Annotated in this window: 28 protein-coding genes and 1 riboswitch; of the genes, 21 read left to right on the forward strand and 7 right to left on the reverse strand. The window is 73.0% G+C overall.

From position 1 onward, the window contains the following. Positions 1–74: 74 nt before the first annotated feature. The 15 genes from O7604_RS23595 to O7604_RS23665 all read left to right on the forward strand — a co-directional run bounded on the left by O7604_RS23595 (position 75) and on the right by O7604_RS23665 (position 11,816). Positions 75–821, forward strand: a complete 747-nt coding sequence (locus tag O7604_RS23595; RefSeq protein ID WP_281577808.1) for an SAM-dependent methyltransferase — start codon at positions 75–77, stop codon at positions 819–821. A 107-nt stretch (positions 822–928) separates the two neighbouring features. Beyond that, a complete protein-coding gene (locus O7604_RS23600; protein ID WP_281577809.1) occupies positions 929–2,116 on the forward strand; it encodes a GAF domain-containing SpoIIE family protein phosphatase in 1,188 nt (395 codons plus the stop codon). Between the two features lie 48 nt (positions 2,117–2,164). Beyond that, positions 2,165–2,635: a MarR family transcriptional regulator gene (locus O7604_RS23605; RefSeq protein ID WP_269706051.1), complete on the forward strand. Its 471-nt coding sequence runs from the start codon at positions 2,165–2,167 to the stop codon at positions 2,633–2,635. A 359-nt stretch (positions 2,636–2,994) separates the two neighbouring features. Next, complete coding sequence (locus O7604_RS23610; RefSeq protein ID WP_269706052.1) at positions 2,995–3,570, forward strand: CDP-alcohol phosphatidyltransferase family protein; 576 nt, start codon at positions 2,995–2,997, stop codon at positions 3,568–3,570. Then, on the forward strand, positions 3,567–4,535 hold the full coding sequence (locus O7604_RS23615; protein ID WP_281577810.1) for a DUF881 domain-containing protein: 969 nt from the start codon (positions 3,567–3,569) through the stop codon (positions 4,533–4,535). The genes O7604_RS23610 and O7604_RS23615 overlap by 4 nt, the downstream gene beginning before the upstream one ends. Next, positions 4,532–4,864 (forward strand): small basic family protein, encoded by a 333-nt coding sequence (locus O7604_RS23620; protein ID WP_007071104.1) that lies wholly within the window; start codon positions 4,532–4,534, stop codon positions 4,862–4,864. The genes O7604_RS23615 and O7604_RS23620 overlap by 4 nt, the downstream gene beginning before the upstream one ends. A 10-nt stretch (positions 4,865–4,874) precedes the next feature. Further along, a complete protein-coding gene (locus O7604_RS23625) occupies positions 4,875–5,813 on the forward strand; it encodes a DUF881 domain-containing protein (RefSeq protein ID WP_281577811.1) in 939 nt (312 codons plus the stop codon). A 54-nt stretch (positions 5,814–5,867) separates the two neighbouring features. Beyond that, positions 5,868–6,248 (forward strand): glycine cleavage system protein GcvH, encoded by a 381-nt coding sequence (gene gcvH / locus O7604_RS23630; RefSeq protein WP_269706058.1) that lies wholly within the window; start codon positions 5,868–5,870, stop codon positions 6,246–6,248. Between the two features lie 216 nt (positions 6,249–6,464). Beyond that, a complete protein-coding gene (locus O7604_RS23635) occupies positions 6,465–6,917 on the forward strand; it encodes an FHA domain-containing protein (RefSeq protein ID WP_007071101.1) in 453 nt (150 codons plus the stop codon). Positions 6,918–6,967: 50 nt separating this feature from the next. After that, positions 6,968–7,669 carry a MerR family transcriptional regulator gene (locus O7604_RS23640; protein ID WP_269706060.1) on the forward strand — a complete coding sequence of 234 codons (702 nt, stop codon included), beginning with the start codon at positions 6,968–6,970 and terminating at the stop codon, positions 7,667–7,669. Positions 7,670–7,879: 210 nt separating this feature from the next. After that, entirely contained in the window at positions 7,880–8,344 is a 465-nt protein-coding gene (locus O7604_RS23645) for a bifunctional nuclease family protein (RefSeq protein ID WP_088647333.1), read from the forward strand. A 144-nt stretch (positions 8,345–8,488) separates the two neighbouring features. Then, complete coding sequence (locus tag O7604_RS23650; RefSeq protein ID WP_281577812.1) at positions 8,489–9,076, forward strand: MerR family transcriptional regulator; 588 nt, start codon at positions 8,489–8,491, stop codon at positions 9,074–9,076. 436 nt (positions 9,077–9,512) lie between these two features. Further along, the gene (locus O7604_RS23655) at positions 9,513–9,902 is read left to right on the forward strand and encodes a group 1 truncated hemoglobin (RefSeq protein WP_281577813.1); all 390 of its coding nucleotides are present in this window, start codon (positions 9,513–9,515) and stop codon (positions 9,900–9,902) included. Positions 9,903–9,904: 2 nt separating this feature from the next. Beyond that, positions 9,905–11,080 carry a globin domain-containing protein gene (locus O7604_RS23660; protein ID WP_281577814.1) on the forward strand — a complete coding sequence of 392 codons (1,176 nt, stop codon included), beginning with the start codon at positions 9,905–9,907 and terminating at the stop codon, positions 11,078–11,080. A 55-nt stretch (positions 11,081–11,135) separates the two neighbouring features. Next, on the forward strand, positions 11,136–11,816 hold the full coding sequence (locus O7604_RS23665; protein WP_281577815.1) for a DivIVA domain-containing protein: 681 nt from the start codon (positions 11,136–11,138) through the stop codon (positions 11,814–11,816). 53 nt (positions 11,817–11,869) lie between these two features. On the opposite strand, the gene O7604_RS23670 is transcribed toward O7604_RS23665, so the two are convergent. Then, on the reverse strand, positions 11,870–12,526 hold the full coding sequence (locus O7604_RS23670) for an NAD(P)H-binding protein (RefSeq protein WP_281577816.1): 657 nt from the start codon (positions 12,524–12,526) through the stop codon (positions 11,870–11,872). Between the two features lie 176 nt (positions 12,527–12,702). On the opposite strand from O7604_RS23670, the gene O7604_RS23675 reads away from it, so the two are divergent. Both O7604_RS23675 and gcvP read left to right on the forward strand, forming a co-directional pair. Beyond that, positions 12,703–13,545, forward strand: coding sequence for an NAD-dependent protein deacetylase (locus O7604_RS23675; protein ID WP_269706071.1), 843 nt, complete (start codon positions 12,703–12,705; stop codon positions 13,543–13,545). A 57-nt stretch (positions 13,546–13,602) separates the two neighbouring features. Beyond that, positions 13,603–13,693, forward strand: a riboswitch (glycine riboswitch). A gap of 74 nt (positions 13,694–13,767) precedes the next feature. Continuing rightward, the gene (gcvP, locus tag O7604_RS23680; protein WP_281577817.1) at positions 13,768–16,590 is read left to right on the forward strand and encodes an aminomethyl-transferring glycine dehydrogenase; all 2,823 of its coding nucleotides are present in this window, start codon (positions 13,768–13,770) and stop codon (positions 16,588–16,590) included. Positions 16,591–16,684: 94 nt separating this feature from the next. On the opposite strand, the gene O7604_RS23685 is transcribed toward gcvP, so the two are convergent. Next, positions 16,685–16,885, reverse strand: a complete 201-nt coding sequence (locus tag O7604_RS23685; protein WP_013286363.1) for a DUF5999 family protein — start codon at positions 16,883–16,885, stop codon at positions 16,685–16,687. Between the two features lie 123 nt (positions 16,886–17,008). On the opposite strand from O7604_RS23685, the gene O7604_RS23690 reads away from it, so the two are divergent. Beyond that, positions 17,009–18,202, forward strand: coding sequence for a chorismate-binding protein (locus O7604_RS23690; protein ID WP_281577818.1), 1,194 nt, complete (start codon positions 17,009–17,011; stop codon positions 18,200–18,202). A 63-nt stretch (positions 18,203–18,265) separates the two neighbouring features. Here the strand turns inward: O7604_RS23690 and pip are convergent, their stop codons facing one another. Beyond that, positions 18,266–19,216, reverse strand: coding sequence for a prolyl aminopeptidase (gene pip / locus O7604_RS23695; RefSeq protein WP_281577819.1), 951 nt, complete (start codon positions 19,214–19,216; stop codon positions 18,266–18,268). 48 nt (positions 19,217–19,264) lie between these two features. Between pip and O7604_RS23700 the strand changes: the two genes are divergently transcribed. Beyond that, entirely contained in the window at positions 19,265–19,762 is a 498-nt protein-coding gene (locus tag O7604_RS23700) for a MarR family transcriptional regulator (protein ID WP_281577820.1), read from the forward strand. A gap of 21 nt (positions 19,763–19,783) precedes the next feature. Beyond that, positions 19,784–20,293: a peptide deformylase gene (gene def, locus O7604_RS23705; protein ID WP_281577821.1), complete on the forward strand. Its 510-nt coding sequence runs from the start codon at positions 19,784–19,786 to the stop codon at positions 20,291–20,293. Here def and O7604_RS23710 read toward each other — a convergent pair. Further along, entirely contained in the window at positions 20,273–21,076 is an 804-nt protein-coding gene (locus tag O7604_RS23710; RefSeq protein ID WP_281577822.1) for a GNAT family N-acetyltransferase, read from the reverse strand. The genes def and O7604_RS23710 overlap by 21 nt on opposite strands. Further along, positions 21,061–21,834: a TSUP family transporter gene (locus tag O7604_RS23715; RefSeq protein ID WP_269706083.1), complete on the reverse strand. Its 774-nt coding sequence runs from the start codon at positions 21,832–21,834 to the stop codon at positions 21,061–21,063. The genes O7604_RS23710 and O7604_RS23715 overlap by 16 nt, the downstream gene beginning before the upstream one ends. 174 nt (positions 21,835–22,008) lie before the next feature. Here O7604_RS23715 and O7604_RS23720 point away from each other — a divergent pair, with 174 nt between their 5' ends. Continuing rightward, complete coding sequence (locus tag O7604_RS23720) at positions 22,009–22,788, forward strand: endonuclease/exonuclease/phosphatase family protein (protein ID WP_281577823.1); 780 nt, start codon at positions 22,009–22,011, stop codon at positions 22,786–22,788. 4 nt (positions 22,789–22,792) lie between these two features. Here O7604_RS23720 and O7604_RS23725 read toward each other — a convergent pair whose 3' ends face one another. Next, positions 22,793–23,659, reverse strand: a complete 867-nt coding sequence (locus O7604_RS23725; RefSeq protein WP_269706087.1) for a tetrahydrofolate dehydrogenase/cyclohydrolase catalytic domain-containing protein — start codon at positions 23,657–23,659, stop codon at positions 22,793–22,795. 93 nt (positions 23,660–23,752) lie between these two features. Beyond that, the gene (locus O7604_RS23730) at positions 23,753–24,772 is read right to left on the reverse strand and encodes a hypothetical protein (RefSeq protein ID WP_281577824.1); all 1,020 of its coding nucleotides are present in this window, start codon (positions 24,770–24,772) and stop codon (positions 23,753–23,755) included. Positions 24,773–24,785: the final 13 nt, after the last annotated feature.

The following is a 24,785-nucleotide window of genomic DNA, read 5'->3' on the forward strand; positions in this document are numbered from 1 at the left end:
GCCCGGGGCGATACCGCGCGGGGTCGCCCGGTGGGTACGCTCGGGTGCAGCGCCCAGGGGAGGGAGCCCCGTCGATGGATCAGCCGGACGGACCGAGCACCGCCCGCATGATCGACTACTGGCTCGGCGGCCGGCACCACCGCCCGGTGGACGTGGCGGCGGCCGCCGCGTTCGAGGCGGCGTACGGGCCCTGTGCGGCGATCTTCCGGTCGTTGCGCGGCTTTCTCGGCCGTACCGTGCGGGCGATGGCGGCCGACGGGGTGAACGGCTTCCTGGTCTTCGGCGCGGGCGCCCCCACCTGCGGCAACGTGCACGAGGTCGCGCCGGAGGCGACGGTCCTCTACACCGACGTGGACCCGGAGACGGTCCGGCTGGGCCGGAGTCTGCTCGCCGGCAGCGACCGGGCCGGGTACGGCTACGGCGACGCCACCGACATCGGGACCGTCGACCGGGCGCTGCTGCACCGTTTCGTCCCGGGCTGGGGGAGACGGCCGGTGGGCGTGGTCTTCCTCGGGCTGGCGGCGTTCCTGGACGACGAGACGCTCGCGCGTACGCTCGACGAGCTGTACCAGGCGGTGGCGCCGGGCAGCCGGCTCGCGATCGACTTCGACACCGAGGAGCTGGCCGGGCACCCCGAGGCGCTGGCGATGATGGGTCCGGCGTTCCGGATGCGGGCGCCCGAGCGGTTCGCGCCGCTGCTGGGCCGCTGGCAGCCGACCGGCGACGGCATCGTGCCGGTGGCGCGGTGGCGGCCGGCGGGTGAGCCGGAGCCGGTGCCGGACGCGTTCCACGGCGCGCTGGCGTTGCGCGAGGCCGGCTGAGCCGGCTGAGCCGGTCGGGTCACGCGCGGCCGAGGCGGGGCGTTCACCGTTCGGGCACCTTCGTATGATGTTTGCCCTGTAGCAATAGTCGTCATCGGAGGATGAGCATGCCGGAGGCGTCCGGATCGGTGTCGCGTGCCCTGCGCACGGCGTCACCCGACCAGCTGGCGGAGACCGCGGACGCGGTGCTGCGCCAGACGCTCGGGGCCGCGCGGGCGGAGGTGTTCGTCGCCGACTACCGCGCCAGCGGGCTCTGGCCGGTGCTCGACCCGGACGTGCCCGACGGCGGCCCGCTGCTGGCCCACAGCGTGGCGCAGCGCTGTTTCAGCAGCCAGGAGCCGGTGCTGGACGTCGTCGAGGACGGCCGCTGCCGCGCCTACCTGCCGCTGTCGGTGTGGGGGGAGCGGCTCGGCGTGCTGATGGTGGATCTGCCCGGCGACCCGGACGCGGCCACTGTGGAGGCGGCCCGCGACGCCGCGGGGGAGCTGGCCGTGGCGATCCGGGCGGCCGACCGGGAGACCGACCGCTACCGGCGCGCCCGGCGGCGGGAGCGGCTGAGCATGGCCGCCGAGATGCAGTGGGATCTGCTGCCGGGGCGCAGCGTACGGATCGGCGACGCGCTGCTCGCCGGGCAGCTCGAACCGGCGTACACGGTGGGCGGCGACCACTTCGACTGGTCGGTGGACGGCGACCGGCTCACCCTCACCGTGCTCAACGGCACCGGCATCGGGCTGGCCGCGTCGATGCTCACGGCGATGACGGTGAACGCCATGCGCAACGCCAGGCGTTCCGGCGGCAGCCTGGTGGAGCAGGCGGAGCTGGCTTCGGACACCATCTACTACCAGCACCGGGGCAGCCGGCACGTGGCCACGCTGCTGCTGGAGCTGGACAGCCGCCGGGGCGTGATGCGGGCGGTGGACGCCGGTTCACCGCAACTGCTGCGGCTGCGCGGGGGCCGCGTCACGCCGATCGCGCTGGAGCAGCAGCTGCCGCTGGGCATGTTCGCCGAGACGCGTTACGACGTGCAGGAGTTCACTCTGGAGCCGGGCGATCGTCTCTTCGTCGTCAGCGACGGGGTGTACGCGGCGGAGCCCGACGACCAGGAGCCGTACGGTGTGCGGGCGATGGCGCGCGCGATGCGGTCGACTCGGCTGCAGCCGGCGACCGAGGCAGTTGGTACGGTGATGCGCGAACTGCATGCGTACCATGCCGACGCGGACCTCCGTGACGACGCGGTCGTCGTCTGCCTGGACTGGCGCGGCTCCAGCCGGTCCGGCGACGTGACGGGGCAGTGACGGGGGCGGCGGAGCGGACACGAGCGGGACGATCGCAGGGGACAGCGAGTGGAGCGACCTCCGAATCTTGCCGCGGCCATCGAATCGGCTGCGGAGGCGCTCATCGGTGTGCTCGACTCCGCGACGTCCCGGCACACCGTCAGCGTCTCGCCCACGCAGCTGCGGGTGCTGTCGCTGATCGTGTCGCATCCGGACACCAACGTGAACCGGCTGGCCGAGCTGCTGGACGTGGTCCCGTCGTCGGCGAGCCGGCTCTGCGACCGCCTGGAGGCGGTCGGCCTGCTGCGCCGGGTGGCGGACCCGCGCGACCGGCGGGAGGTGCGGCTGATCCCCACCGCGGCGGCGGAGACGCTGCTGCGCGACCTCCAGGACCGGCGGCACCGGGCGGTGCAGGCCGTGCTGGACCGGATGCCCAACCGGGTGCAGCACGAGCTGCTGCTGGCCCTGGTGGCGTTCAGCCAGGCCGCGACGATGACCACCCCGCAGGCCGGCTCGGACTCGACCGCCCGCTCCGCCTGACCTCACACCCCGCCACGCGCACCGTCCCCAGCTGCTCGACTAGTGTCCTAGGATGCCCTAGCGGGTGTGACGGTCCCCACCGTGACACCCCTGAGCAACGACGCAGCACGGCACCCGGGGGAGAAGGGCGAGCCCGATATAGTGGCAGCGCACCTGGGCGGCCCGTGATCACCACGAGGGCGGGCCGCGTCGGGGAGGTCCCAGCCCGGGATCACAGAGGGCGCCGGCGTCTGACCGGCCGGCAACGCGCACGTCCCTCCAGCGGCCGTTCATCCGGCTGCCGGACCGTGCTGCGAAGGGAGGGTTCGGTGTCGCGTCGGCCGGCTCCAGCGGAGCAACCGGATTCCGGGACCACTGTCGTGGGAGACCGCGTCCTCACGCTGCCCAACCTGATCAGCTTCGTCCGGCTCGTCGGCGTGCCGATCTTCCTCTACCTGTTCCTCGTGGTCCGGGCCGACGTCGCCGCCATCGCGGTGCTCGCCGTCGGCGGCACCAGCGACTGGGTGGACGGCTGGATCGCCCGCCGCCTGGGACAGGTGAGCCGGCTCGGCGAGCTGCTCGACCCGCTGGCCGACCGCCTCTACATCCTCGCCACGCTGCTCGCGTTCACCGCCCGCGAGGTGGTGCCGTGGCAGTTCACCGGGGCGCTGCTGGCCCGGGAACTGCTGCTGCTGGTGTCCCTCGGGGTGCTGCGCCGCTACGGCTACGGCCCGCCGCCGGTGCACTACGTGGGCAAGACCGCGACGTTCCTGCTGCTGGCGGCGTTCCCGATCCTGCTGCTGGCCGACGCGGTGCCGGACGCCGGCACCGCCGCCGGGGCGATCGGCTGGGGGCTGGCGTGGTGGGGCCTCGTCCTCTACTGGGTCGCCGGCGCGATGTACGTGGTGCAGGCCGCTCGCCTCGTGCGGGCGCAGCGCGCGGAGGCGGCGGCATGACCACTCCGCCGTCGCGGGACGGGGACAAGGAGCGCGACCCGTCCACCCGGGTGTACGCGCCGGACTTCCTGACCGAGCTGTTCCGCAATCCGCTGGACCCCGGGTACGGGGACGCGGCGGCGCGCCGGGCGACGGGCTCGGTGTCGCGGGTGCGGCAGGTGCTGGGCCGGCCGGTGAGCCTGGTGGTGCTGGCGGTGATCGGGTTCCTGTTCGCGGTGGCGTACCGGGAGACGGTGGCGGAGGAGCCGAGCCGCGCGACGGCGCGGGCAGGGCTGGTCGCCGAGATCAAGGGCCGGGAGGCGGAGACCGACCGGTTGACCGAGCGCGCCGAGCAGTTGCGTGAGGAGGTCGGGCGGCAGCGGGACGCCACGTTGAGCGGTTCGCAGGCGTCCCGGTTGCGCACGCTGGAGGCGGGTACCGGCCTGGCCCGGGTGCGCGGGGACGGCGTGGTGGTGCGGCTGGCCGACGCGGCGGCGGATCAGGACGGGGTGACCACCGGTGACGCGGGTCCGTCCCGGGTGCTGTATTCGGATCTGCAGAAGGTCGCGAACGCGTTGTGGGCGGCGGGTGCCGAGGCGGTGGCGGTGAACGGCCAGCGGTTGACGGCGACGTCGACGATCCGGTCGGCGGGTGAGGCGATCCTGGTGGACTACCGGCCGGTGACGGGTCCGTACGAGGTGCAGGCGATCGGGCCGCGGTCGATGCGGGACCGGTTCGACCAGAGCCGGGCGGCGGCGTTGATGCGTGAGGTGGCGCGGACGACGGGTCTGTCGTTCGGGGTGAAGCGGGCCGACGACCTCACCCTGCCGGCGGCGCCGCAGCCGCGGCTACGCTACGCCGAGCCTCCGGCGACCCCGAGTCCGAGCGCGAGTGCGCGTCCCTCGGGTTCGGGTGCCGCCGGTTCGTCGAGTCCCGGGTCGTCCGGCCCGGGTGGTTCTTCCAGCCCCTCGGGAGGTGGCCGATGATCGCGGTGCTGGCGTTGCTCGCCGGTGTGGTGCTCGGGGTGTATCTGGACCCCACGGTGCCGGCGGCGTTGCAGCCGTATCTGCCGATTGCGGTGGTGGCCGCGTTGGACGCGGTGTTCGGTGGGGTGCGGGCGAAGCTGGACCGGATCTTCGACGACAAGCAGTTCGTGGTGTCGTTCATCTCGAACGTGCTGGTGGCGGGGCTGATCGTGTATCTGGGTGACCAGTTGGGCGTGGGCGGTCAGTTGTCCACCGGTGTGGTGGTCGTGCTCGGGGTGCGCATCTTCGGAAATGTGGCGGCGATCCGCCGGCACCTGTTCCGGGCGTAGGTTTGTGGCGATGAGCGAGGAACACAGGGAGACGGGTACGGGGTGGCCGCGGCCGGGGGAGCCGGCGCGGCCGTCGGGTCCGGCCGGTGAGCCGGATCCGCGCCCGGACGCGCCCGATCCGGACGAGTTGAGCCCGTTGGCGCCGGTGGAGCCGGTGCCGGACGAGGCGGTGGAGCCCGCGGAGCGGGAGGCGGTGCCGGAGTCCGAGCCGGAGCCGGGTGCGTCGGCCGGGGCGGCGGCGCCGTCGGCGGCGCGGCGGTTCTCGTCGGCGGGCGCGATGATCGCGGTGTTGCTGGCGTTGCTGGGTTTCACGCTGGTGGTGCAGTTCAAGACGACGTCGACGGATCCGACGCTCGCGGCGACGCGGGAGGAGGACCTGGTGCGGATCTCGTCTGATCTGGATTCGCGGGAGCGGCGGCTGCGCCAGGAGATCGAGTTGCTGGAGGAGAGCCAGCGGCAGTTGCGCTCGGGTGAGCAGGGCCGGCAGGCGGCGCTGGAGGAGGCGACGCGGCGGGCGGACGAGCTGGGCATCCTGGCGGGTACGTTGCCGGCGGTGGGTCCGGGTCTTGAGGTGCGGTTCACGGGGCCGGCGAAGGCGGTGTCGTCGACGCGGATCCTGGACGCGGTGCAGGAGCTGCGGGGTGCGGGCGCGGAGGCGATGCAGATCCAGGGTGCGGACGGTACGGCGGCGCGGATCATCGCGTCGACGTATTTCGTGGACGGGCCGGACGGTGCGCTGGTGGTGGACGGGCGGCGGTTGACGGGTCCGTTCACGATCATGGTGATCGGTGATCCGGCGACGATGCGTACGGCGTTGAACATTCCCGGCGGGGTGGTCGCATCGGTGCGGGACGGCGGCGGTAACGTGACGTCCGAGGATCGTGAGGTTGTGGAGGTTTCGCAGCTGCACGCGCCGATCAAGCTGGACCACGCCCGGCCGGTCTCCTGACCGGTCGCGGCCGCGCCGGTTTCTCCGGTGCACCGATGACGAAGGACGCAGTTGGTGATTCCTGAGGATCTGCGGTACACCGCCGAGCACGAGTGGGTGGTCGGTGGTGACGGTGGTGTCGTCCGCGTCGGTATCACGCACTTCGCGCAGGACGCCCTGGGTGACATCGTGTTCGTGCAGCTGCCGGAAGCCGGTGCGGTGGTGGCGGCGGGTGAGTCGCTGGGCGAGATCGAGTCGACGAAGAGCGTGTCGGAGATCTACGCGCCGTTGAGTGGCACGGTGGCGGCGCGCAACGAGGCGCTGGCCGACACCCCTGAGGTGATCAACACGGATCCGTACGGTGCGGGGTGGTTGGTGGAGATCACTCCGGACGATCCGGCGGCGGTCGAGGGTTTGCTGACCGCCGATGCGTACCGCGAGCTCACCGAGAGCTGAGTTCGTGCTGTTCCGGGCGGCGGCGCGGTTCCGCGCGTCCGGTTGCCCTGCATTTCGGCGCTGGCTAGGCTCGCCCAGTCGACCGAGAACCAACAGTTTGAGCGTTGCGGAATGCGCCTTCCCGGGCACGGGGAGCCAGCCGCCGGGTGTGGTGTTGCCCGGCGGCCAGTCCCGCCATTCCCTGACGCCGACCGAACAGATCCGTGAGGTGGTCCCATGACGCGCCCAGACGACGAGTTCCCCCCGCTCGACGTCACTTCGACGCTCAATCTCGGTTCGCTCGACGAAGTGCTGGAGGGGCCGGACACCGATGTGGTGCCGAGCCGGATGTCCGGTTCGTTGCCGCCGGGTATGGCGTTGCTGGTGGTTCGCCGGGGTCCGAATGCGGGTGCCCGGTTCCTGTTGGACCACGATGTGACGACGAGTGGGCGGCACCCGGACAGTGACATCTTCCTGGACGACGTGACGGTGTCGCGGCGGCACGCGGAGTTCCACCGTGACGGTGGGACGTTCACGGTGCGGGATGTGGGCAGCCTGAACGGCACGTACGTGAATCGTGAGCGGGTCGAGGCGGCGACGTTGAGCAACGGTGACGAGGTGCAAATCGGCAAGTTCCGGGTGGTGTTCATCGCCGGTCCGCGCCCGGAGGAGGAGGCCGGCCGGGGGTGAACGAGCCTGCGGCTTCGACGCCGTCCGGGGCGGCGCGTGCGCCTGCGCTGATGAGTATCGGCGAGGTGCTGGCGCAGTTGCGGCCGGAGTTTCCGGACGTCACGATCTCGAAGTTGCGGTTTCTGGAGGCCGAGGGCCTGGTGGAGCCGCAGCGGACGCCGTCGGGTTATCGGAAGTACGGCTGGGACGACGTGGCGCGGTTGCGGTTCGTATTGACCGCGCAGCGGGATCAGTACCTGCCGTTGCGGGTGATCCGGGAGCAGTTGGCCGAGTGGGACGGGTCTGGTCCGTCGCCGGGGCGGGGGCGGCCGAATCTGGTGGCTGTGGGTCCGGGTGGTGAGGTTCCGGGCCGGGAGCCGGCGGAGTCGGCCGAGTCGTCGGAGGTGCGGCTGGACCGGGCGGGTCTGATCGCTCGTAGTGGTGTGGACGAGTCGACGCTCGCGGAGTTGGAGCGGCTGGGTGTGCTGGTGCCGGATCCGCCGGGGTGGTACGACGCGGATGCGTTGATCATCGCGAGTGCGGTGGCGGGTCTGGCGGCGTACGGGTTGGAGCCTCGGCATCTGCGGGCGTTCCGGTCGGCGGCGGATCGTGAGGTCGGGTTGTTCGCGCAGCTTGTGGCGCCGTTGGCGCGGCAGAGCGATCCGGCGGCGCGGGCGCGGGCGGCGGAGACGGCGCGGGAGTTGGTGGCGTTGTCGCAGCGGTTGCACGCGGCGTTGGTGCGGGTGGGGCTGCGGTCGACGTTGGGCCGGTGAGGTCGGTGCGAGGGGCCGGGTGCTGTGGGCGCCCGGCCCTTCGTCGTGGGTGGCGCGGAAAGATCTGGTCGGCGGAGCGTGTCGTAGGCTTGCCGGGGTATGCCCGTCCGGCGAGGCGTGGTGCACGTAGCGCGTGGGACTCCCGTGTCCTGGTCCGTGTACCGTGCAGGGACGGGCGCGGTGCAAGGTGACGACGACACGGAGGCGGCGGTGCGCGAGCTGAGCGTGGTCGGAGTTCGGGTGGAGTTGCCCAGCAACCAGCCGATCGTCCTGCTGCGGGAGGTCGAGGGGGACCGCTATCTGCCGATCTGGATCGGCGCGGTCGAGGCGACGGCGATCGCTTACGAGCAGCAGGGGGTCAAGCCGGCCCGGCCTTTGACGCACGATCTTCTGCGGGATGTGCTGGCGGCGTTGCAGGCGCCGTTGCGGGCGGTGGAGATCACCGAGTTGAAGGAGAACGTGTTCTACGCGGATCTTCTCCTCGGTGACGGTGTGCGGGTGTCGGCGCGGCCGAGTGACTCCATCGCGTTGGCGTTGCGGGTGGGTGCTCCGATTCGTTGTGCGGAGCAGGTCCTCAGTGAGGCGGGGATCGTAATCCCGGACGAGCAGGAGGACGAGGTGGAGAAGTTCCGGGAGTTCCTGGAGCAGGTGCGTCCGGAGGACTTCGCGGGTTGAGGTGTCCCGCCGCGGTGGTGGCGCGGCGTGTCGCGGTGTTTCCTGCGGGTGAAGTCCGGGGGGCGGCGTTAGGGTTGCCGTGTCGAGTGGTGCGCGTACGGGGAATCGACGCGGCACCGCCACGGGCGCGGGGAGGTTGGTCCGATGCACGAGCCGCGGGATTCTGGTCCGGGTGCGGAACGGCAGGCGGGTGTGGGGGCCGATCCGGCCGGTGACGGCGAGGTCGGTTACCGGGGTGTGACCGCGTGTTCGGCGGTGGGGATCAGTTACCGGCAGCTCGACTACTGGGCGCGTACGGCGCTGGTGGTGCCGAGTGTGCGCGACGCGTCGGGTTCGGGGACGTCGCGGTTGTACTCGTTCCGCGACCTGGTGGTGTTGAAGGTCGTGAAGCGGCTGCTGGACGCCGGGGTGTCGCTGCAGAACATCCGTAGGGCGATCGAGGCGTTGCGGTCGCGTGGGGTGGACGATCTGGCGGGCATCACGTTGATCTCCGACGGGACGACCGTGTACGAGTGCCGGTCGCCGGAGGAGGTGGTCGACCTGTTGCAGGGTGGCCAGGGCGTGTTCGGCATCGCGATCGGTGGCGCGTTCAAGGAGATCCAGGGTTCGTTGTCGCATCTGCCGGCGGAGCCGGTGGGCGGGCAGGAGCCGGCCGTGCCGGCGGTGGAGCCGGAGCCGGAGTCGGTGGGGGACGAGCTGGCGGCGCGCCGGGCGCGGCGCCGGGCCGGGTGACCTGCGTCGCGTCTCGTTGACGGGATCGCGCCGCGCCCGAAAAAGGGTGCGGTGCGATTCGTGTTTTGGTGACGGGGTGTGGTCCTCCGCCCTGGGCCGGGGCCGGCGGGGAAAGCGGTTCGGGGTGGCCGGGAATGTGCGCAGGTCACGGCATGCGCGCGGGCGATGTCCGAAAAGGACCGTACGCCGTTCGCGATGACGGTTCGTGTCCGGTCTGCCGCGATACGTCAATCGGCTTCGGCCGTTTTGCTCACTGTCCGTGGTTGACAGTTGTCGGGATCCGGACAGGGCGGGCGTGAAGTGCCGTGGCGGGCGCGCTATGGTCCGTTCCGGTCGTCGGCGTGTCGGGATCACGGCGGAACGCTGTGTGACGCCGCGCCGGACGGCGAGCCCCTGCCGCGGCGCTGCCCGCGGACCCCTGGTGGAAGGACCGAGCATGACGGTGACGAGCGAGACCACCCCGATCTCCCACTACGAGCGCATCGGCGGCGCGGCGGCGGTCAAGGCCGCGGTGGAGCTGTTCTACGACAAGATGCTGGCCGATCCGGATCTGGCCGGCTACTTCTCCGACGTGGACATGGTGGAGCAGCGGCGGCACCTGGCGCTGATGCTGGCGGTGGTGCTGGGTGGTCCGAACGAGTACGCGGGCCGTGGGCTGGCCGAGGCGCATCAGCCGTTGCGCATCACCGGGGAGCACTACACGAAGGTCGGTGAGCACCTGACCGCGACGCTGGTCGAGCTGGGTGTGCCGGCGGACGTGATCGCTGACGTGCAGGTCGTGCTCGGGCAGGTGCGGGAGCAGGTCGTGTCGGCGGGAGACGCCTGAGCGTGGACGTCGCACGGCTCAAGCAGAGCTGGTCCCTGGTCGCCGCGCACGGCGACCAGGTGCCGCTCTACTTCTATTCGACGCTGTTCCTGGCGCATCCGGAGACCCGGCAGATGTTCCCCACGAACATGGCCGGGCAGCGGGACCGTCTGGTGGCGGCGCTGGGGCACGTGGTGTCCCACGTGGACCAGGTTGACCGGCTCGTCGGGTTCCTGCGGGACCTGGGCGCGGATCACCGCAAGTTCGCGGTGCGCGCCGAGCACTACCCGGCGGTCGGTGAGGCGCTGCTGGCCACGTTGCGGCACTTCTGCGGTGACGCGTGGACCGAGGAGCTGGCCGCCGACTGGACCGCGGCGTACGGGCTCGTGGCGCAGGTGATGACCGAGGGTGCGCAGGCCGCGGAGTCGCAGTCACCGCCGTGGTGGGTGGCGGAGGTGCTGACGCACGAGCAGCGCACGTTCGACGTGGCGGTGCTGACGGTGCGTCCGCAGTACCTGTTGCCGTTCACGGCGGGCCAGTCGATCGGGGTGTCGCATCCGGCGGTGCGGTCGTGGCGGTACTACTCGCCGGCGAACGCGCCGCGCCCGGACGGCACGGTGGAGCTGCACGTGCGGGCCGCGCCGGGTGGTGTGGTGTCGTCGCGTCTGGTGTACGGGTGCGCGGCCGGTGACCAGCTGCACCTGGCGTCGCCGGTGGGGGACCGGTTGACGTTGTGGCAGGCCGGGTCGTCGGATCTGCTGCTGCTGGCCGCTGGTACCGGCTGGGGGCCGGTGAAGGCGCTGGTGGAGCAGGTCGCGGCGGAGGGCTCGGGGCGGCGGGTGGACCTGTATGTGGGTGCCCGTTCGCGGGCGGAGTTCTACGACAGCGAGGCGATCGACAAGCTGGCGGCGACGCATCCGTGGCTGCGGGTGTCGTACGTGGCGGGTGCGGATCCGGCCCGGCCGGGGGAGTCGGTGCGGATCGCCGACCGGGTGCTCGCCGACGGGGACTGGCGGTCGCGGCACGTGTACGTGTGCGGGTCCGACGAAATGGTGGCTCATTCGGTGGCGGCGTTCACCGGCGCCGGCTACCAGCCGGGCCAGGTGCATCACGAGGGCTACGGCAAGCACTGGTACGGCCCGGCGTGGCGGACGATGACCGGCGCCGAGGGGCCGGGAACAACGGAGGTGGGCCGGTGAGCGCGAGGAGTGAGCCGGTGTTGCGAGCCCCGCAGCCGCGAACGGAGGTGGACCGGTGAGCGCGGGTCCGATCAGCAGTTACGACGCGCAGCAGGTGTCCGGTCCGGTGCAGGTGCGGTTGACCTCGGACCGGGTCCGGCGGTGGGAGTTCGGGTCGGCGGCGTTCACCCGGCGCGGCTACGACCAGACCGACGTGGACCGGTTCCGGTTGCAGGTGGCCGACGAGCTGGATCTGCTGGCGGCGCAGGTGGCGAACCTGCGGGCGGAGAACGAGCGGCTCAACGACCATCTGGAGCTGCATCGGCACGGGGTGATTCCGAGCGCCGAGGCGGCGGTGGCGCCGGCGGCGAAGGAGGTCAACCTGTTGTCGGCGGCGCAGCGGGAGGCCGAGCAGATCATCGCGCAGGCCCACGACTACGCCCGCCGGGTCGCCGAGTACGCCCGTACCCAGTACGAGAGTTACATGCGGGCGGCGGCGGAGGAGGCGAAGCGGGAGGCCGAGCGGGCGGTGACGGAGTACCGCAGCGCCGCCGGCAGCGGCTTCGACGACTCGGTGGCGACGCGTGAGGCGTTGCGGATCTTCGGCGAGATGATGATCTCGCACATGCAGGCGGCCGCCCGGCACCTCGACGACGGCAGTGAGCAGTTGTCGCGCACGATGGAGCGGATCGCCCGGGAGTTGCCGCAGGGCGGCGGGGGCGCGCCGCAGCCGGCGTTGTCGCGCCACCAGCGCTGATCCGGTGTCCCGGTCCGCCGCGGCGGCGGGCGGGCCGGGACGTACCCGGTGGGTCAGGCGTCGACCGCGGCGACCGCTTCGGCGATGGGGGTGTCTCCGCCGACGAGTTCCAGGGTGTGTCCGGCGGTGGCCGGGGCGTACAGCAGGGCGAGCAGCACCCGGGCCACGTCGGCGCGGCTGATCGCGCCCGATCCGGCGTGCCGGGTCAGGGTGATGCGGCCTTCGGGTTCGTCGTCGGTGAGCCGGCCGGGCCGCAGGACCGTCACGTCGAGGTCCCGCGCGGTGACGTCGTCCTCGGCGGCCTTCTTGGCGCGCAGGTACGCCGCCCACACGTCGTCGGTGCCCTCGGCGGGTGCGTTGTCCACGCCCATGGAGGAGACCAGCAGGTAGCGGCGTACCCCGGCGCGGACGGCGGCGTCGGCGAGCAGCACGGCGGCGCCGCGGTCGACGGTGTCCTTGCGGGCGGCGCCGCTGCCGGGTCCGGCGCCGGCGGCGAACACGACCGCGTCGGCGCCGGTGAGGTGGCCGGCGAGGGTGGCGACGTCGGTGTGTTCCAGGTCGCAGACGACCGGTTCGGCGCCGGCGGCGCGCAGCGCGGCGGCGTGGTCGGGGTTGCGGATCAGTCCGAGCGCGGTGTCGCCGCGTCCGGCCAGTTCCCGCTCCAGCAGTTTGGCGATCTTCCCGTGCCCTCCGGCAATCACGACGCGCATGCGCTCAACCTAGCCCGGGCCCGGCGGCCTCGCCGGGCGACGGGCCGCCGATCATGAGGTTGGCGGTACGACACGCCGGGCCGGACCGCCGCCAACCTCATGATCGACGGCACCGGGCGGGCGAGCGGTCGGGTGAGCGGGTGGGAGGCGCGGGGCCGGCGAGGGACCATGGACGGGTGAGTGAGGCGTTCGAGGAGTTGACACGGCTGGTGGCCGCCGGTGACGTGGTGGTGCTCAGCGGCGCGGGCCTGTCCACCGAGTCGGGCATCCCGGACTACCGGGGGCCCAGCGGCGCGGCCCGCCGGCACACCCCGATGACGTACCAGGAGTTCACCCGGGATCCGCTGGCGCGGCGGCGGTACTGGGCACGCAGCCACCTGGGCTGGCAGATGATCGCCCGGGCGGAGCCGAACGACGGGCACCGGGCGGTGGCCCGGTTGCAGGCGGCCGGGCTGCTCGGCGGCATCATCACCCAGAACGTCGACGGGCTGCACACCGCCGCCGGCGCCACCGGTGTGATCGAGCTGCACGGCCGCCTCGACGAGGTGACGTGCCTGGACTGCGGCAACGCCACCGGCCGCGACGAGCTGCACCGGCGCCTGTCGGAGGCGAACCCGGGATTCGACGCGCGGGTGGCGCGTGTCAACCCCGACGGCGACGTGGACCTGCCCGACGAGGCGGTGACCGGGTTCCGCACCGCCGACTGCGGCCTGTGCGGCACCGGCATGCTGAAACCGGACGTGGTGTTCTTCGGCGAGACGGTCCCCGCGCCGCGGGTCGCCGACTGTTTCGCGCTGGTCGAACGGGCCCGGGCGCTGCTGGTGCTCGGGTCGTCGTTGACGGTGATGTCGGGGCGGCGGTTCGTGCTGCGCGCGGCCCGCCACGGCATCCCGGTGGCGATCGTCAACCAGGGCGTCACCCGCGGCGACGGGTACGCGGCGCTGCGCCTGGACGCGCCGCTGGGCGCCACCCTGCGGGCGCTGGCCGACCGGTGCGCGGCGGCCCCGGCGCCGGTGTGATCAACCCCCGGGACATGAGCCGGAAACACGCCCGCTGGTAGCGTTGGGGGTGCCGGTACCACCCACGTGGGAGAGACCGTCGATTCGACGGCGCCGAAGGGGCAGATTCTCCCCGGAACCTCTCAGGCAAAAGGACCACGTGGGCAGGCGCTGTGGAGCGCGTCAGCGCGACTCAGGGGGAGGCCGACCCGTCGACCTCGCCCCCATCAAGGAGCGCAGCGCATGACCGCAGAGCAGTTCGCCGACCGGCACATCGGTCCCGGCCGCGACGACGAGCGCCGGATGCTGGAGACCGTCGGATACAGCTCCGTCGACGAGCTGATGGACGCCGCGATTCCCGAGGTGATCCGCTGGCACGGCACTCTGGACCTGCCCGCCCCGGCGAGCGAGCGGGAGGCGATCGCCGAGCTGCGCGCCCTGGCCGCCCGTAACACCGTCGCCGTGTCCATGATCGGCCTGGGTTACCACGGTACGCACACCCCGGCGGTGATCCGCCGCAACGTGCTGGAGAACCCGGCCTGGTACACCGCGTACACGCCGTACCAGCCGGAGATCAGCCAGGGCCGGCTGGAGGCGCTGCTGAACTTCCAAAGCATGGTGTCCGGCCTGACTGCGCTGCCAGTCGCGAACGCGTCGATGCTCGACGAGGGCACCGCCGCGGCCGAGGCGATGACGCTCGCCCGCCGCGCGTCCAAGAGCAAGAGCCCGGTGTACGTGGTCGACGCCGACGCGCTGCCGCAAACCGTCGCGGTGATCGCCGGCCGGGCCGAGCCGCTCGGCATCGAGGTGCGCGTGCTCGACGTCGAGCGCGACGAACTGCCGGCGGAGTTCTTCGGCCTGCACCTGCAGTACCCGGGCGCGTCCGGCACGGTCCGTGACCATCGGGCGCTGGTCGAGGCGGCGCACGGCGCGGGCGCGCTGGTGACCGTCGCGGCGGACCTGCTGGCGTTGACGCTGCTGCGCCCGCCGGGCGAGATCGGCGCCGACATCGCCGCCGGCACCACCCAGCGCTTCGGCGTACCGATGGGCTTCGGCGGTCCGCACGCCGGTTACCTGGCGGTGCGTTCGGGCCTGGAGCGGATGCTGCCCGGCCGGCTGGTCGGGGTGTCCCGCGACGCCGACGGCAACCCGGCGTACCGGCTGGCGTTGCAGACCCGCGAGCAGCACATCCGCCGGGAGAAGGCGACAAGCAACATCTGCACCGCCCAGGTGCTCCTCGCGGTGATGGCCGGCATGTACGCCGTCTACCACGGCCCGGACGGGCTGCGCGCGATCGCCCGGCGTACCCACGAGGCGGCGGCGCGGCTCGCGGCCGGCCTGCGCGCCGGCGGCGTCGAGGTCGCGGACGTCGCGTTCTTCGACACCGTCACCGCGACCGTGCCGGGCCGGGCCGCGCAGGTGGTGGCCGCCGCGGCCGAACGCAACGTGAACCTGCGGCTGGTCGACGCCGACCGGGTCGGCATCTCCTGCGACGAGACCACCACGGCCGCGCACCTGCAGGCGGTGTGGGCGGCGTTCGGTGTCGCCGGGTTCGACGGCGACACCGACGCGGCAGTGCCGGACGGCCTGGCCCGCACGTCGGATTTCCTCACCCACCCGGTGTTCCACAGCCACCACTCGGAGACGGCGATGCTGCGCTACCTGCGTCGCCTGGCCGACTTCGACTACGCGCTGGACCGGGGCATGATCCCGCTGGGGTCGTGCACGATGAAGCTCAACGCCACCACCGAGATGGAACCGATCACCTGGCCGGAGTTCGCGCACCTGCACCCGTTCGCGCCGGACACGCAGACCGCCGGGTACCGGGAGCTGATCGCGCAGCTGGAGGGCTGGCTGGCCGAGGTCACCGGCTACGACGCGGTCAGCGTGCAGCCGAACGCCGGGTCGCAGGGTGAGCTGGCCGGACTGCTGGCGATCCGCGCCTACCACCGGGAGCGCGGCGAGGGGCACCGCGACGTGTGCCTGATCCCGTCGTCGGCGCACGGCACCAACGCCGCGTCGGCGGTGATGGCCGGCATGCGGGTCGTGGTGGTCGGCTGCGACGCCGACGGCAACGTCGACCTGGTCGACCTCGACGCGAAGATCGACAAGCACCGGGACGCGCTCGCCGCGATCATGGTGACGTACCCGTCGACGCACGGCGTGTACGAGACCGGCATCGCCCAGCTGTGCGCGAAGGTCCACGACGCGGGCGGGCAGGTGTACGTCGACGGCGCGAACCTCAACGCGCTGGTCGGGTTCGCCAAGCCGGGCCGGTTCGGCGCGGACGTGTCGCACCTGAACCTGCACAAGACGTTCTGCATTCCGCACGGCGGTGGCGGCCCGGGCGTGGGCCCGGTGGCGGTGCGGTCGCACCTGGCGCCGTTCCTGCCCGGTGACCCCCTCGGAGCGCGCTCCGACGGACGGCCGGCGATCGCGGCGGCCAAGCACGGGTCGGCGGGGATCCTGCCGATCCCGTGGGCGTACCTGCGGATGATGGGCGCCGACGGGCTGGCCCGCGCCACCGGCGTGGCGGTCCTCGCGGCGAACTACGTGGCGGCGCGGCTGCGGGCGCACTTCCCGGTGCTGTACGCCGGCAACAAGGGCCTGGTCGCGCACGAGTGCATCCTGGATCTGCGGTCGCTGACCAAGGCGACCGGCGTGAGCGTCGACGACGTGGCGAAGCGGCTGATCGATTACGGTTTCCACGCGCCGACGATGTCGTTCCCGGTGGCCGGGACGCTGATGGTGGAGCCGACCGAGAGTGAGGACCTGGCCGAGCTGGACCGCTTCTGCGACGCGATGATCGCGATCCGGGCGGAGATCGACAAGGTCGGCTCGGGGGAGTGGCCGGCGGGGGACAACCCGCTGTCCAACGCGCCGCACACGGCGGCGATGGTGTCGGCCGACGAGTGGCCGCACCCGTACCCGCGGTCGGTGGGCGCCTATCCGGCGGGTGTGGACCGGGCGGGCCGGTACTGGCCTCCGGTGCGGCGCGTTGACGGCGCGTACGGCGACCGGAACCTGGTCTGCTCGTGTCCCGCGCCGGAGGCGTTCGAGGACTGAGCGGCGGACGCCGGGGCGGTGGGCTGTCGCCGCCCCGGCCGGTGCGCGCGCCGGTCATGACCGGCGCGTACGCTCACTGACGCTGCGTGATCGCTCAGGCGACGAGGGCGTGGCGGGCCGGACCCCGGTGCGGGGCGATGGTGCGCCCGTCGGGGAGCAGCTCACCGGTGTCCTCGAAGACGATGACACCGTTGCAGAGCAGGCTCCAGCCCTGCTCAGGGAAGCAGGCGAGGACGCGGGCGGCCTCTCGGTCGGTCGCGTCGGCGGAGGGGCAGGTGGGCTGGTGCTGACACATCGGGTTCTCCGGACTGTGGGGGCACTGTGTCATGGTTCACATGACCAGTGACGCACAGTACCAAGGAAAACTGAGCGGCAACGAGCAAGGATGCGTCTTGTTCACCCAGAATGGGCTGAACGGATGACCCGTAACCGCCCGGACGTCGTGGAAGCGCTCCCACTGGTGGAGGTCGATGCTCCCGGCGCGCCTCCCGGATGCCGCCGGCGGCTCGTCGAGACCGCCCGGCTGCACTGGTCGATCGGCGACGGGGGCGACCCCGCCGACCTGGCACAACGCTTCCTCGCCGCGCACGGCGTCGACCGCGTCGACCTCGCCCGGCCCGGTCGCCACGACCCGGACGCCGCGGTGTGCGGTGCCGCGCTGTACCTGTCCGCCGCCGCCGGCGCGTACGCCATCGGCGTGTCGCCCGGCGCGCCGAGTCCCGCGCCGGCGCTGCCCGACCTGGTCGTGGTCGTCTACCACCACACCGACATGCCCGCTGCGCCCCGGCCGGCGGCCCCGGCGCCGTGTCGGCTCGGGCCCTGGCGCGACAGCTGGACCCCGGCCGCGCACGCCGACGCCGTCGGCGCGGTCCGCGCCGCCATCGCCCGCGGCGACGTCTACCAGGTCAACGTCGTCGGCCACGCCGCCGCCGGCTACCGCGGCGACCCGCGCCCCGCGCTGGCCCGCCTCGCCGCGCTACCCGGCGCCCGCTACGGCGGCACCCTGCACGGCCCCGGCTGGGCGCTCGGCTGCGCCTCCCCGGAGACCCTCATCGCCGTCGAGCACGGCCGGCTGGTCACCCGCCCGATCAAGGGCACCCGCCCGGCCACCGCCGCCGGACGCCGCGACCTGCTCGCCTCGGCCAAGGAACGCGCCGAACACGTCATGATCGTCGACCTGGAACGCAACGACCTGGCCCGGGTGGCCCGTACCGGCTCGGTGCGCGTCGACGAGCTGTTCGCCGTACGCCGCTGGTGTGACCTGTGGCAGGCGGAGTCCACGGTGTCGGCGGCGCCCGCCGACGGCCTGGGCCTGGCCGACCTGCTGCGCGCGGTGTGCCCCGGCGGGTCGGTCACCGGCGCACCCAAACGCGCCGCCCTGGCCCGCATCGCCGCGCTCGAGCCCGTCGGACGCGGCGCGAGCATGGGCGCGCTCGGCTGGGTCGGCCCCGACCGCCTCGACCTGGGCCTGACCATCCGCACCGCCGCCGCCGACGGTGACCTGCTGCACCTGTGGGCCGGCGGCGGCATCACCTGGGACAGTGACCCGGCCGCCGAGGTCGCCGAGGCCGCCGCCAAGGCCGCCCCGATCCGCGCCCTGCTCGCCGGCTGACGGGCCGCCCGGGCGCCGGCGGGCCGCGCGCGGCGGCTCGGGAGCTGGCGGCCGCGCGGCGGCTCAGCCCGCGGCGGCGAAGGAGTCCAGGGCGGCGACCACGCGCTCGCTGATGCCGTGCCCGCCGCCGTGGCCGCCGGACTCCACGATCTCCAGCCGCGCGTCCGGCCAGTCCCGGGTCAGCTGCCAGGCGATGTCCGGCGGACCGCTGACGTCCAGCCGGCCCTGCACCAGCACCCCCGGAATGCCGGCGAGGCGGCCCGCCTCGCGCAGCAGCTGCCCGTCGGGCAGGAAACCCCGGTTGGCGAAGTAGTGCGTCACCAGCCGGGTGAACCCGTACCGGAAGACCGGGTCGGCGAACCGGGGACTCGGCGCGTACCCGCCGGCCAGGGACACGTGCACGTCCTCCCAGTCGCACCAGTCCCGCGCCGCCCGGTCCCGCACGGCCGGGTCCGGGTCGGCGACCAGCCGGGCGTACGCGGCGGACAGGTCACCGTCGCGGTCGGCCTCGGGCACGCCGTCGCGGAACCGCGCCCACTCCTGCGGGAAGACCCGGCCCATGTCCCGGGTCACCCACTCGATCTCGCGGCTGGTGTTGGCGACCACGCTGAACAGCACCAGCGCGCTGACGCGATCCGGGTGCCGCTGCGCGTACGCCAGGGCAAGGGACGACCCCCACGACGCGCCGCACAGCAGCCACCTGTCGATCCCCAGGTGTACGCGCAGCGCCTCCATGTCGGCCAGCAGATGCGCGGTGGTGTTCACCGACAGGTCGGTGGCCGGATCCGACGCCGGGGGAGTGCTGCGCCCGCAGCCACGCTGGTCGAACAGCACGATCCGGTAGGCGGCCGGGTCGAACAGCCGCCGCCAGGACGCGCCCGCCCCGGAGCCGGGCCCGCCGTGCACCACGAGCGCCGGCCGCCCGTCCGGGTTGCCGCACGTCTCCCAGTACACGTGCTGCCCGTCGCCGGCGTCCAACATGCCGTGGGCGTACGGCTCGATCGGTGGATACATCAGTGGCCTCCCCGAGTCAGATACAACAGCGCTGTTACATTAGTGGACGTGACCGCCCCCGACCGCGACGCCCTCGGCACCCTGCTACGCCACGTCCTGGACGTCCTCGACGGCGACGTCGCCGCCGTCCACGACCGGCTCGGCCTCACCGACTACCGGCCCCGCTACTCACCAGTCGTGCGCGCGCTCGTCGCCGACGGCCCGCTGCCCATCCGCGACCTCGCCGCCCGCGTCGGCGTCACCCACTCCGCCGCCAGCCAGACCGTCGCCCAGATGCGCCGCGCCGGCCTCGTCGACCTGCGCCCCGGCACCGACGCCCGGCACCGCATCGTCACCCTCACCGACCGCGCCCGCGCCCTGCTGCCCGCCGTCGAAGCCGAATGGGCCGCCACCACCGCCGCCGTACGTCACCTCGACACCGAACTGCCCGTGCCGCTCGCCGACGAGCTGTACGCCGTCCTCGACGCCCTGCGCCGCCGCCCCCTGCGCGACCGCATCGCCGACACCGGCCTGCTCGACACCGCAGCGGACACCCGGAACCGGTAAGCAACGGATAGCCTTCCGGACATGACTATGCGCCCGATCCGGATCATCGGCGACCCCGTGCTGCGCACCCCCAGCGAACCCGTCACCGCCTTCGACGCCGAACTGCGGGCCCTCGTCACCGACCTGATGGACACGCTGCTCGGCGCACCCGGCCGCGCCGGCGTCGCCGCACCCCAGATCGGCGTCAACGCCCAGGTGTTCGTCTACGACGCCGACGGTCACCGCGGCCACATGGTCAACCCCACCCTGGAGGTGTCCGACGAACTCCAGGACGACGAGGAAGGCTGCCTGTCCATCCCCGGCCTGTACTTCCCGACGCCCCGCGCGCTGCACGCCACCGTCCACGGCTACGACCAGCACGGCGAACCGCTCACCGTCACCGGCAGCGGCTTCCTCGCCCGCGCCCTGCAACACGAGACCGACCACCTGCGCGGACGCCTCTACGTCGACACGCTGCGCGGCGACACCCGCCGCCGCGCCCTGCGCGAGATCCGCGCCGGCCGATTCGACTCACCCAGCCGCGGCCGCTGACGTCAACGCGCACTCGGTGAACCCGGCCACCCGGGAGAACCCCAACCGCTCGTACAGCCGCACCGCCGCCGCGTTGTCCGCCCGCACGTTCAACGTCACGTGATCCACCGACGCGCGCAGCCGGGCGCACAACGCCGCCACCACACCCGCACCCAGACCCCGGCCCCGCACATCCGGATGCGTCGTCACGTTCCCCAGCGCCGCCACCCGCCACCGCGGCGAGAACACGTGCACCCCCGCCACCGCCACCAGCCGGCCACGCTCCCGCACACCCACGTACTGGCCCGTCTCCAGCATCCGCGCGTCGAACCAGTTCCCCGGATACGCCACCGCGTACAACCCGGAAAGCTCCGCCGCGTCCGCCGGACCCAACGGCTCACCCACCGCCGGCACCGCCGCCAGCCGCCCCGGATCCGTCAGCACCATCCGGTGATGCGCCGCCGCCTCCGACACCACGAACCAGCGCGACACCACCGCCTCCAGCCCGGGGGACAGGTGCGCCCACATCCGCGCCGGCAACACCGGCGCCGCCTCCGCCAGCAACCCCGCCAGCCCCGCCACCCGATCCGGCGCCGTGAACGCCAGCAACGTCGGCAACTCCACCCCGTGATACAGCAGCACCACCTGGTCGTCACGCCGGAACCACGACGTGTACGGCCAGAAGAAATCGTCCAGATCACCCAACTGGTACGCGTGCAGCACCGGATCCCGGCCCAGCAGACCCGCCAGCACCGCCCGGTCGTGCTCCGCCCGCACCGCCACCGCGATCAGCCCGCCATCCACTGGTCGTAACCCAGCCGGGCCACCAGCGCCAGCACCACCACCAGCAGCACCACCCGCACGAACCCGGCACCGCGCCGCAACGCCATCCGCGCGCCCACCGCCGCCCCCACCACGTTGCACAACGCCATCGCCGCGCCCAACGCCCACCACACGTGCCCGGTCAACCCGAACACCACCAGCGCACCCAGATTCGTGCCCGCGTTCACGACCTTCGCCATCGCGGAGGCGTGCACGAAATCCGAACCCAGAATCGCCGTGAACGCCAGCACCAGAAACGTCCCCGTACCCGGCCCGATCAACCCGTCGTACAGGGCGATGCCCACACCGGCCACCGCCACCGCCACCACCACCCGCTTCGGGGTCCGCCGCTGCGGCGACGCCACCACACCCAGCGACGGCCGCGCCAGCACGAACACCGCCACCGCCACCAGCACCACGAGCACCACCGGCCGGTACGCGCTACCCGGCACCGCACCCGCCAACGCCGCACCCAGGCCCGCCGTCAACACCGCCAACCCGGCCGCCGGACCCGCCACCGCCCAGTCCAGCTTCGTCCGCCGCGCATACGTCACCGCCGCCGTCGACGTACCGAAGATCGCCGCCAGCTTGTTCGTGCCCAACGCCGTCGCCACCGGCACACCCGGCGCCGCCACCAGCAACGCCGGCAACAACAACAGACCGCCGCCACCCACCACCGCGTCCACCCACCCGGCCAGCAGGGCAGCGCTCAGCAACGTCGTCAACGACAGGGCATCCACCGCCGCATTCTGCCCACGCCACCACCAGCCACGACGCCGCCTGTGGCCAGCCTCACCGCCCCCGGCGACGCCGTAACCACACCCCCACCGAGCCCACCGCCACGAACACCAGCATCGAACAGCACAACAGTTTCAGCACCCGGCAAGACTCCCACGACGACGTAGGGTGTCCAGGTGCGCCTGGCCACCTTCAACCTGCTGCACGGCCGATCCCTCACCGACGGGCTCGTCGACCCCGACCGGCTCACCGCCGCCGTCACCGACCTCGACGCCGACGTCCTCGCCCTGCAGGAAGTCGACCGCGACCAGACCCGCAGCGGCAAACTCGACCTCACCGCGGTGGCCGCCCGCGCCCTGCACGCCGACCACCACCGCTTCGCCGCCGCCGTCGTCGGCACCCCCGGCGAACAGTTCCGCCCCCTCACCCACGACGACGACGGCCACGGCGAACCCCTCTACGGCATCGGCCTGATCAGCCGCCACCCCGTCCGCTCCTGGCAGGTCACCCGGCTGCGCGCCGCCCCCGTCCGCTCACCCATCTACGCACCCGGCCCCGGCGGCGGACTCGTCCTGCTCCGCGACGAACCCCGCGTCGTACTCGCCGCCGTCCTCGACACCCCCCACGGCCCGCTCACCGTCGCCGCCACCCACCTGTCCTTCGTGCCCGGCTGGAACGTCTGGCAGCTACGCCGCGTCGTCCGCGTCCTGCGCACCCTGCCCGCACCCCGGATCCTGCTCGGCGACCTCAACCTGCCCGCCGGGCCCGCCGCCGCGATCAGCCGCTGGCAGCCCCTCGCGCGGCGCCCCACCTACCCGGCCGGGCAACCCCGCGTCCAACTCGACCACATCCTCGCCGACCGGCACGCCCTCGACCGGCTACCGGCCGTCACCGCCGTCCACACCCCGCTGGCCACCATCTCCGACCACCGGCCCCTCGTCGTCGACCTCGGCTGACCACTCAGCCCAGACCACTCTGCCGCCGCGCCGCCTCCACCGCGTTACGGAACAACATCGCCACCGTCGTCGGACCCACCCCGCCCACACGCGGCGTGATCGCCCCCGCCACCTCCGCGCACGACTCGTCCACATCCGGCAGCAGCCGCCGCCCCTCGTACCGCACCCCGCCGCCGACCACCACCGCACCCGGACGCACATGCTCCGGCCGCACGATCCCCGGCACCCCCGCCGCCGCGATCAGGATCTCCGCCCGCCGCGTGTACCGCGGCCAGTCCGCCACCCCCGTGTGCACCACCGTCACCGCCGCGTTCGCCGTCGGCCGCTTCTGCGCCAGCAACATCGCCAACGGCCGCCCCAACGTCGCACCCCGGCCCAGGATCACCACCTCCCGGCCCGCCACCGGCACACCGTGGAACGCCAGCAACGCCTCGATCCCCGCCGGCGTACACGGCAACGGACCCGGCAACCCCAACGCCAGCCGACCCATGTTCACCGGGTGCATCCCGTCCACGTCCTTGTCCGGATCCAGCACCGCCAACGCCCGGTCGTAGTCCAGATGACCCGGGATCGGATACTGCACCAGCACCCCGTGCACCGTGGCGTCCGCGTTGAAATCCGCCAGCACCGCATGCAGATCCGCCTGCGACGCCGACGCCGGCAGATGCACGTGCGGCGACACGAAACCCAGCTCCGCCGCCTGACGCTGCTTGATCCGGATGTAACCCGCGCTCGCGTCGTCGTCACCCACCAGCACCGTCGCCAGCGCCGGCGTCACCCCCGCCGCACACAGCTCCGCAACCGACGCGGCGACCTCCGACAACACCCGCTCCGCCACCGGAGCACCCGGCAACAACCGCGCAGAAGACATACGACACCTCGCCCGCGGAGGCCCAGGCGGTCGACCCCCACGACGAGCTCCCCGATGGTTCACCCATCCCCGTGCCGCCAGTCGCGTTGCCCCTCAGCCTGCCACAGCCTCCGCCGCCACCGCATCCACCACCGCCTGCCACCCCGGCAACGCCGCCAGCACCGCGTCCGCCCGCCGCCGCCGATCCGCCGCCGACGCCACCCCCAGATCCGCCAGCACCGCCCCGAACGCCCGCTCCCGCTCCGGTGCCACCGCCCCCAACACCACATGACACCGCGCGTACGTCACCAGCACCCAGAACATCGCCTCCCGATGCCGGCCCGCCGCGATCAGCTCAGCCGCACCGTCGAACACCACCGGCCGGCCCGCCGCACCCAGATCCGCCCCGAACGCGAACCCCTCCCGCGGCAACCGCGACGCCTCGTCGAACACCACCGCCAGCCCGTCCAGGTGCTCCCGCACCCGCGACGCGTCCACACCCGCCCCGCCGCCGTCGAGCGTGTCCAGCAACCCCGCATACCGATCCGCGAACCCGAACCGCGACAACACCCGATCCGCCCGCACGTACCGCCGCCGCACCGTCGGATCCGCCAGCCCCGCCACCGCCGGCCACACCGCCAGCAACGACGTCGGAAACACCCACGCCAACACCTGCTCCGCGGTCGACCGCTCGGCGTCGACCGCCCGCAACCCGCCCTCGATCCGCCGCCGCACACCCGCACAACGCGCCCGCACCCACACCGGATCCGCGAACCCCGCCGCCACCCGCTCCCGCACCGCACCCAGCCGGCCCGACGGATCCGCGATCACCCCATCGGTACGGAACATCGGCGCGAACACCCACGACCCCAGCACATCCTCCGGGCCGCCCAACTCCTCCCACGTGACCGTGCTGACCTCCAGCAGCACCCCCCGGTGCACGAACTTGCCCACCTTCACACCGGGCTCCCGGCGCACCAGCAACACGTCCACGTCCGACCACACCGGCAGCAGCGCGTCGCCCGGCAACCCCACAGTCGACCCGCTGAACAACGCCCCCTCGATCGACGGATCCGCCCGCATCCGCTCCCGCACCCACCCGACCGCCACCGCACGCGCCGCATCCACCCGCATCCGGCCGATCCTG

This window comes from Micromonospora sp. WMMA1947 (assembly GCF_027497355.1).
Lineage (GTDB): Bacteria > Actinomycetota > Actinomycetes > Mycobacteriales > Micromonosporaceae > Micromonospora.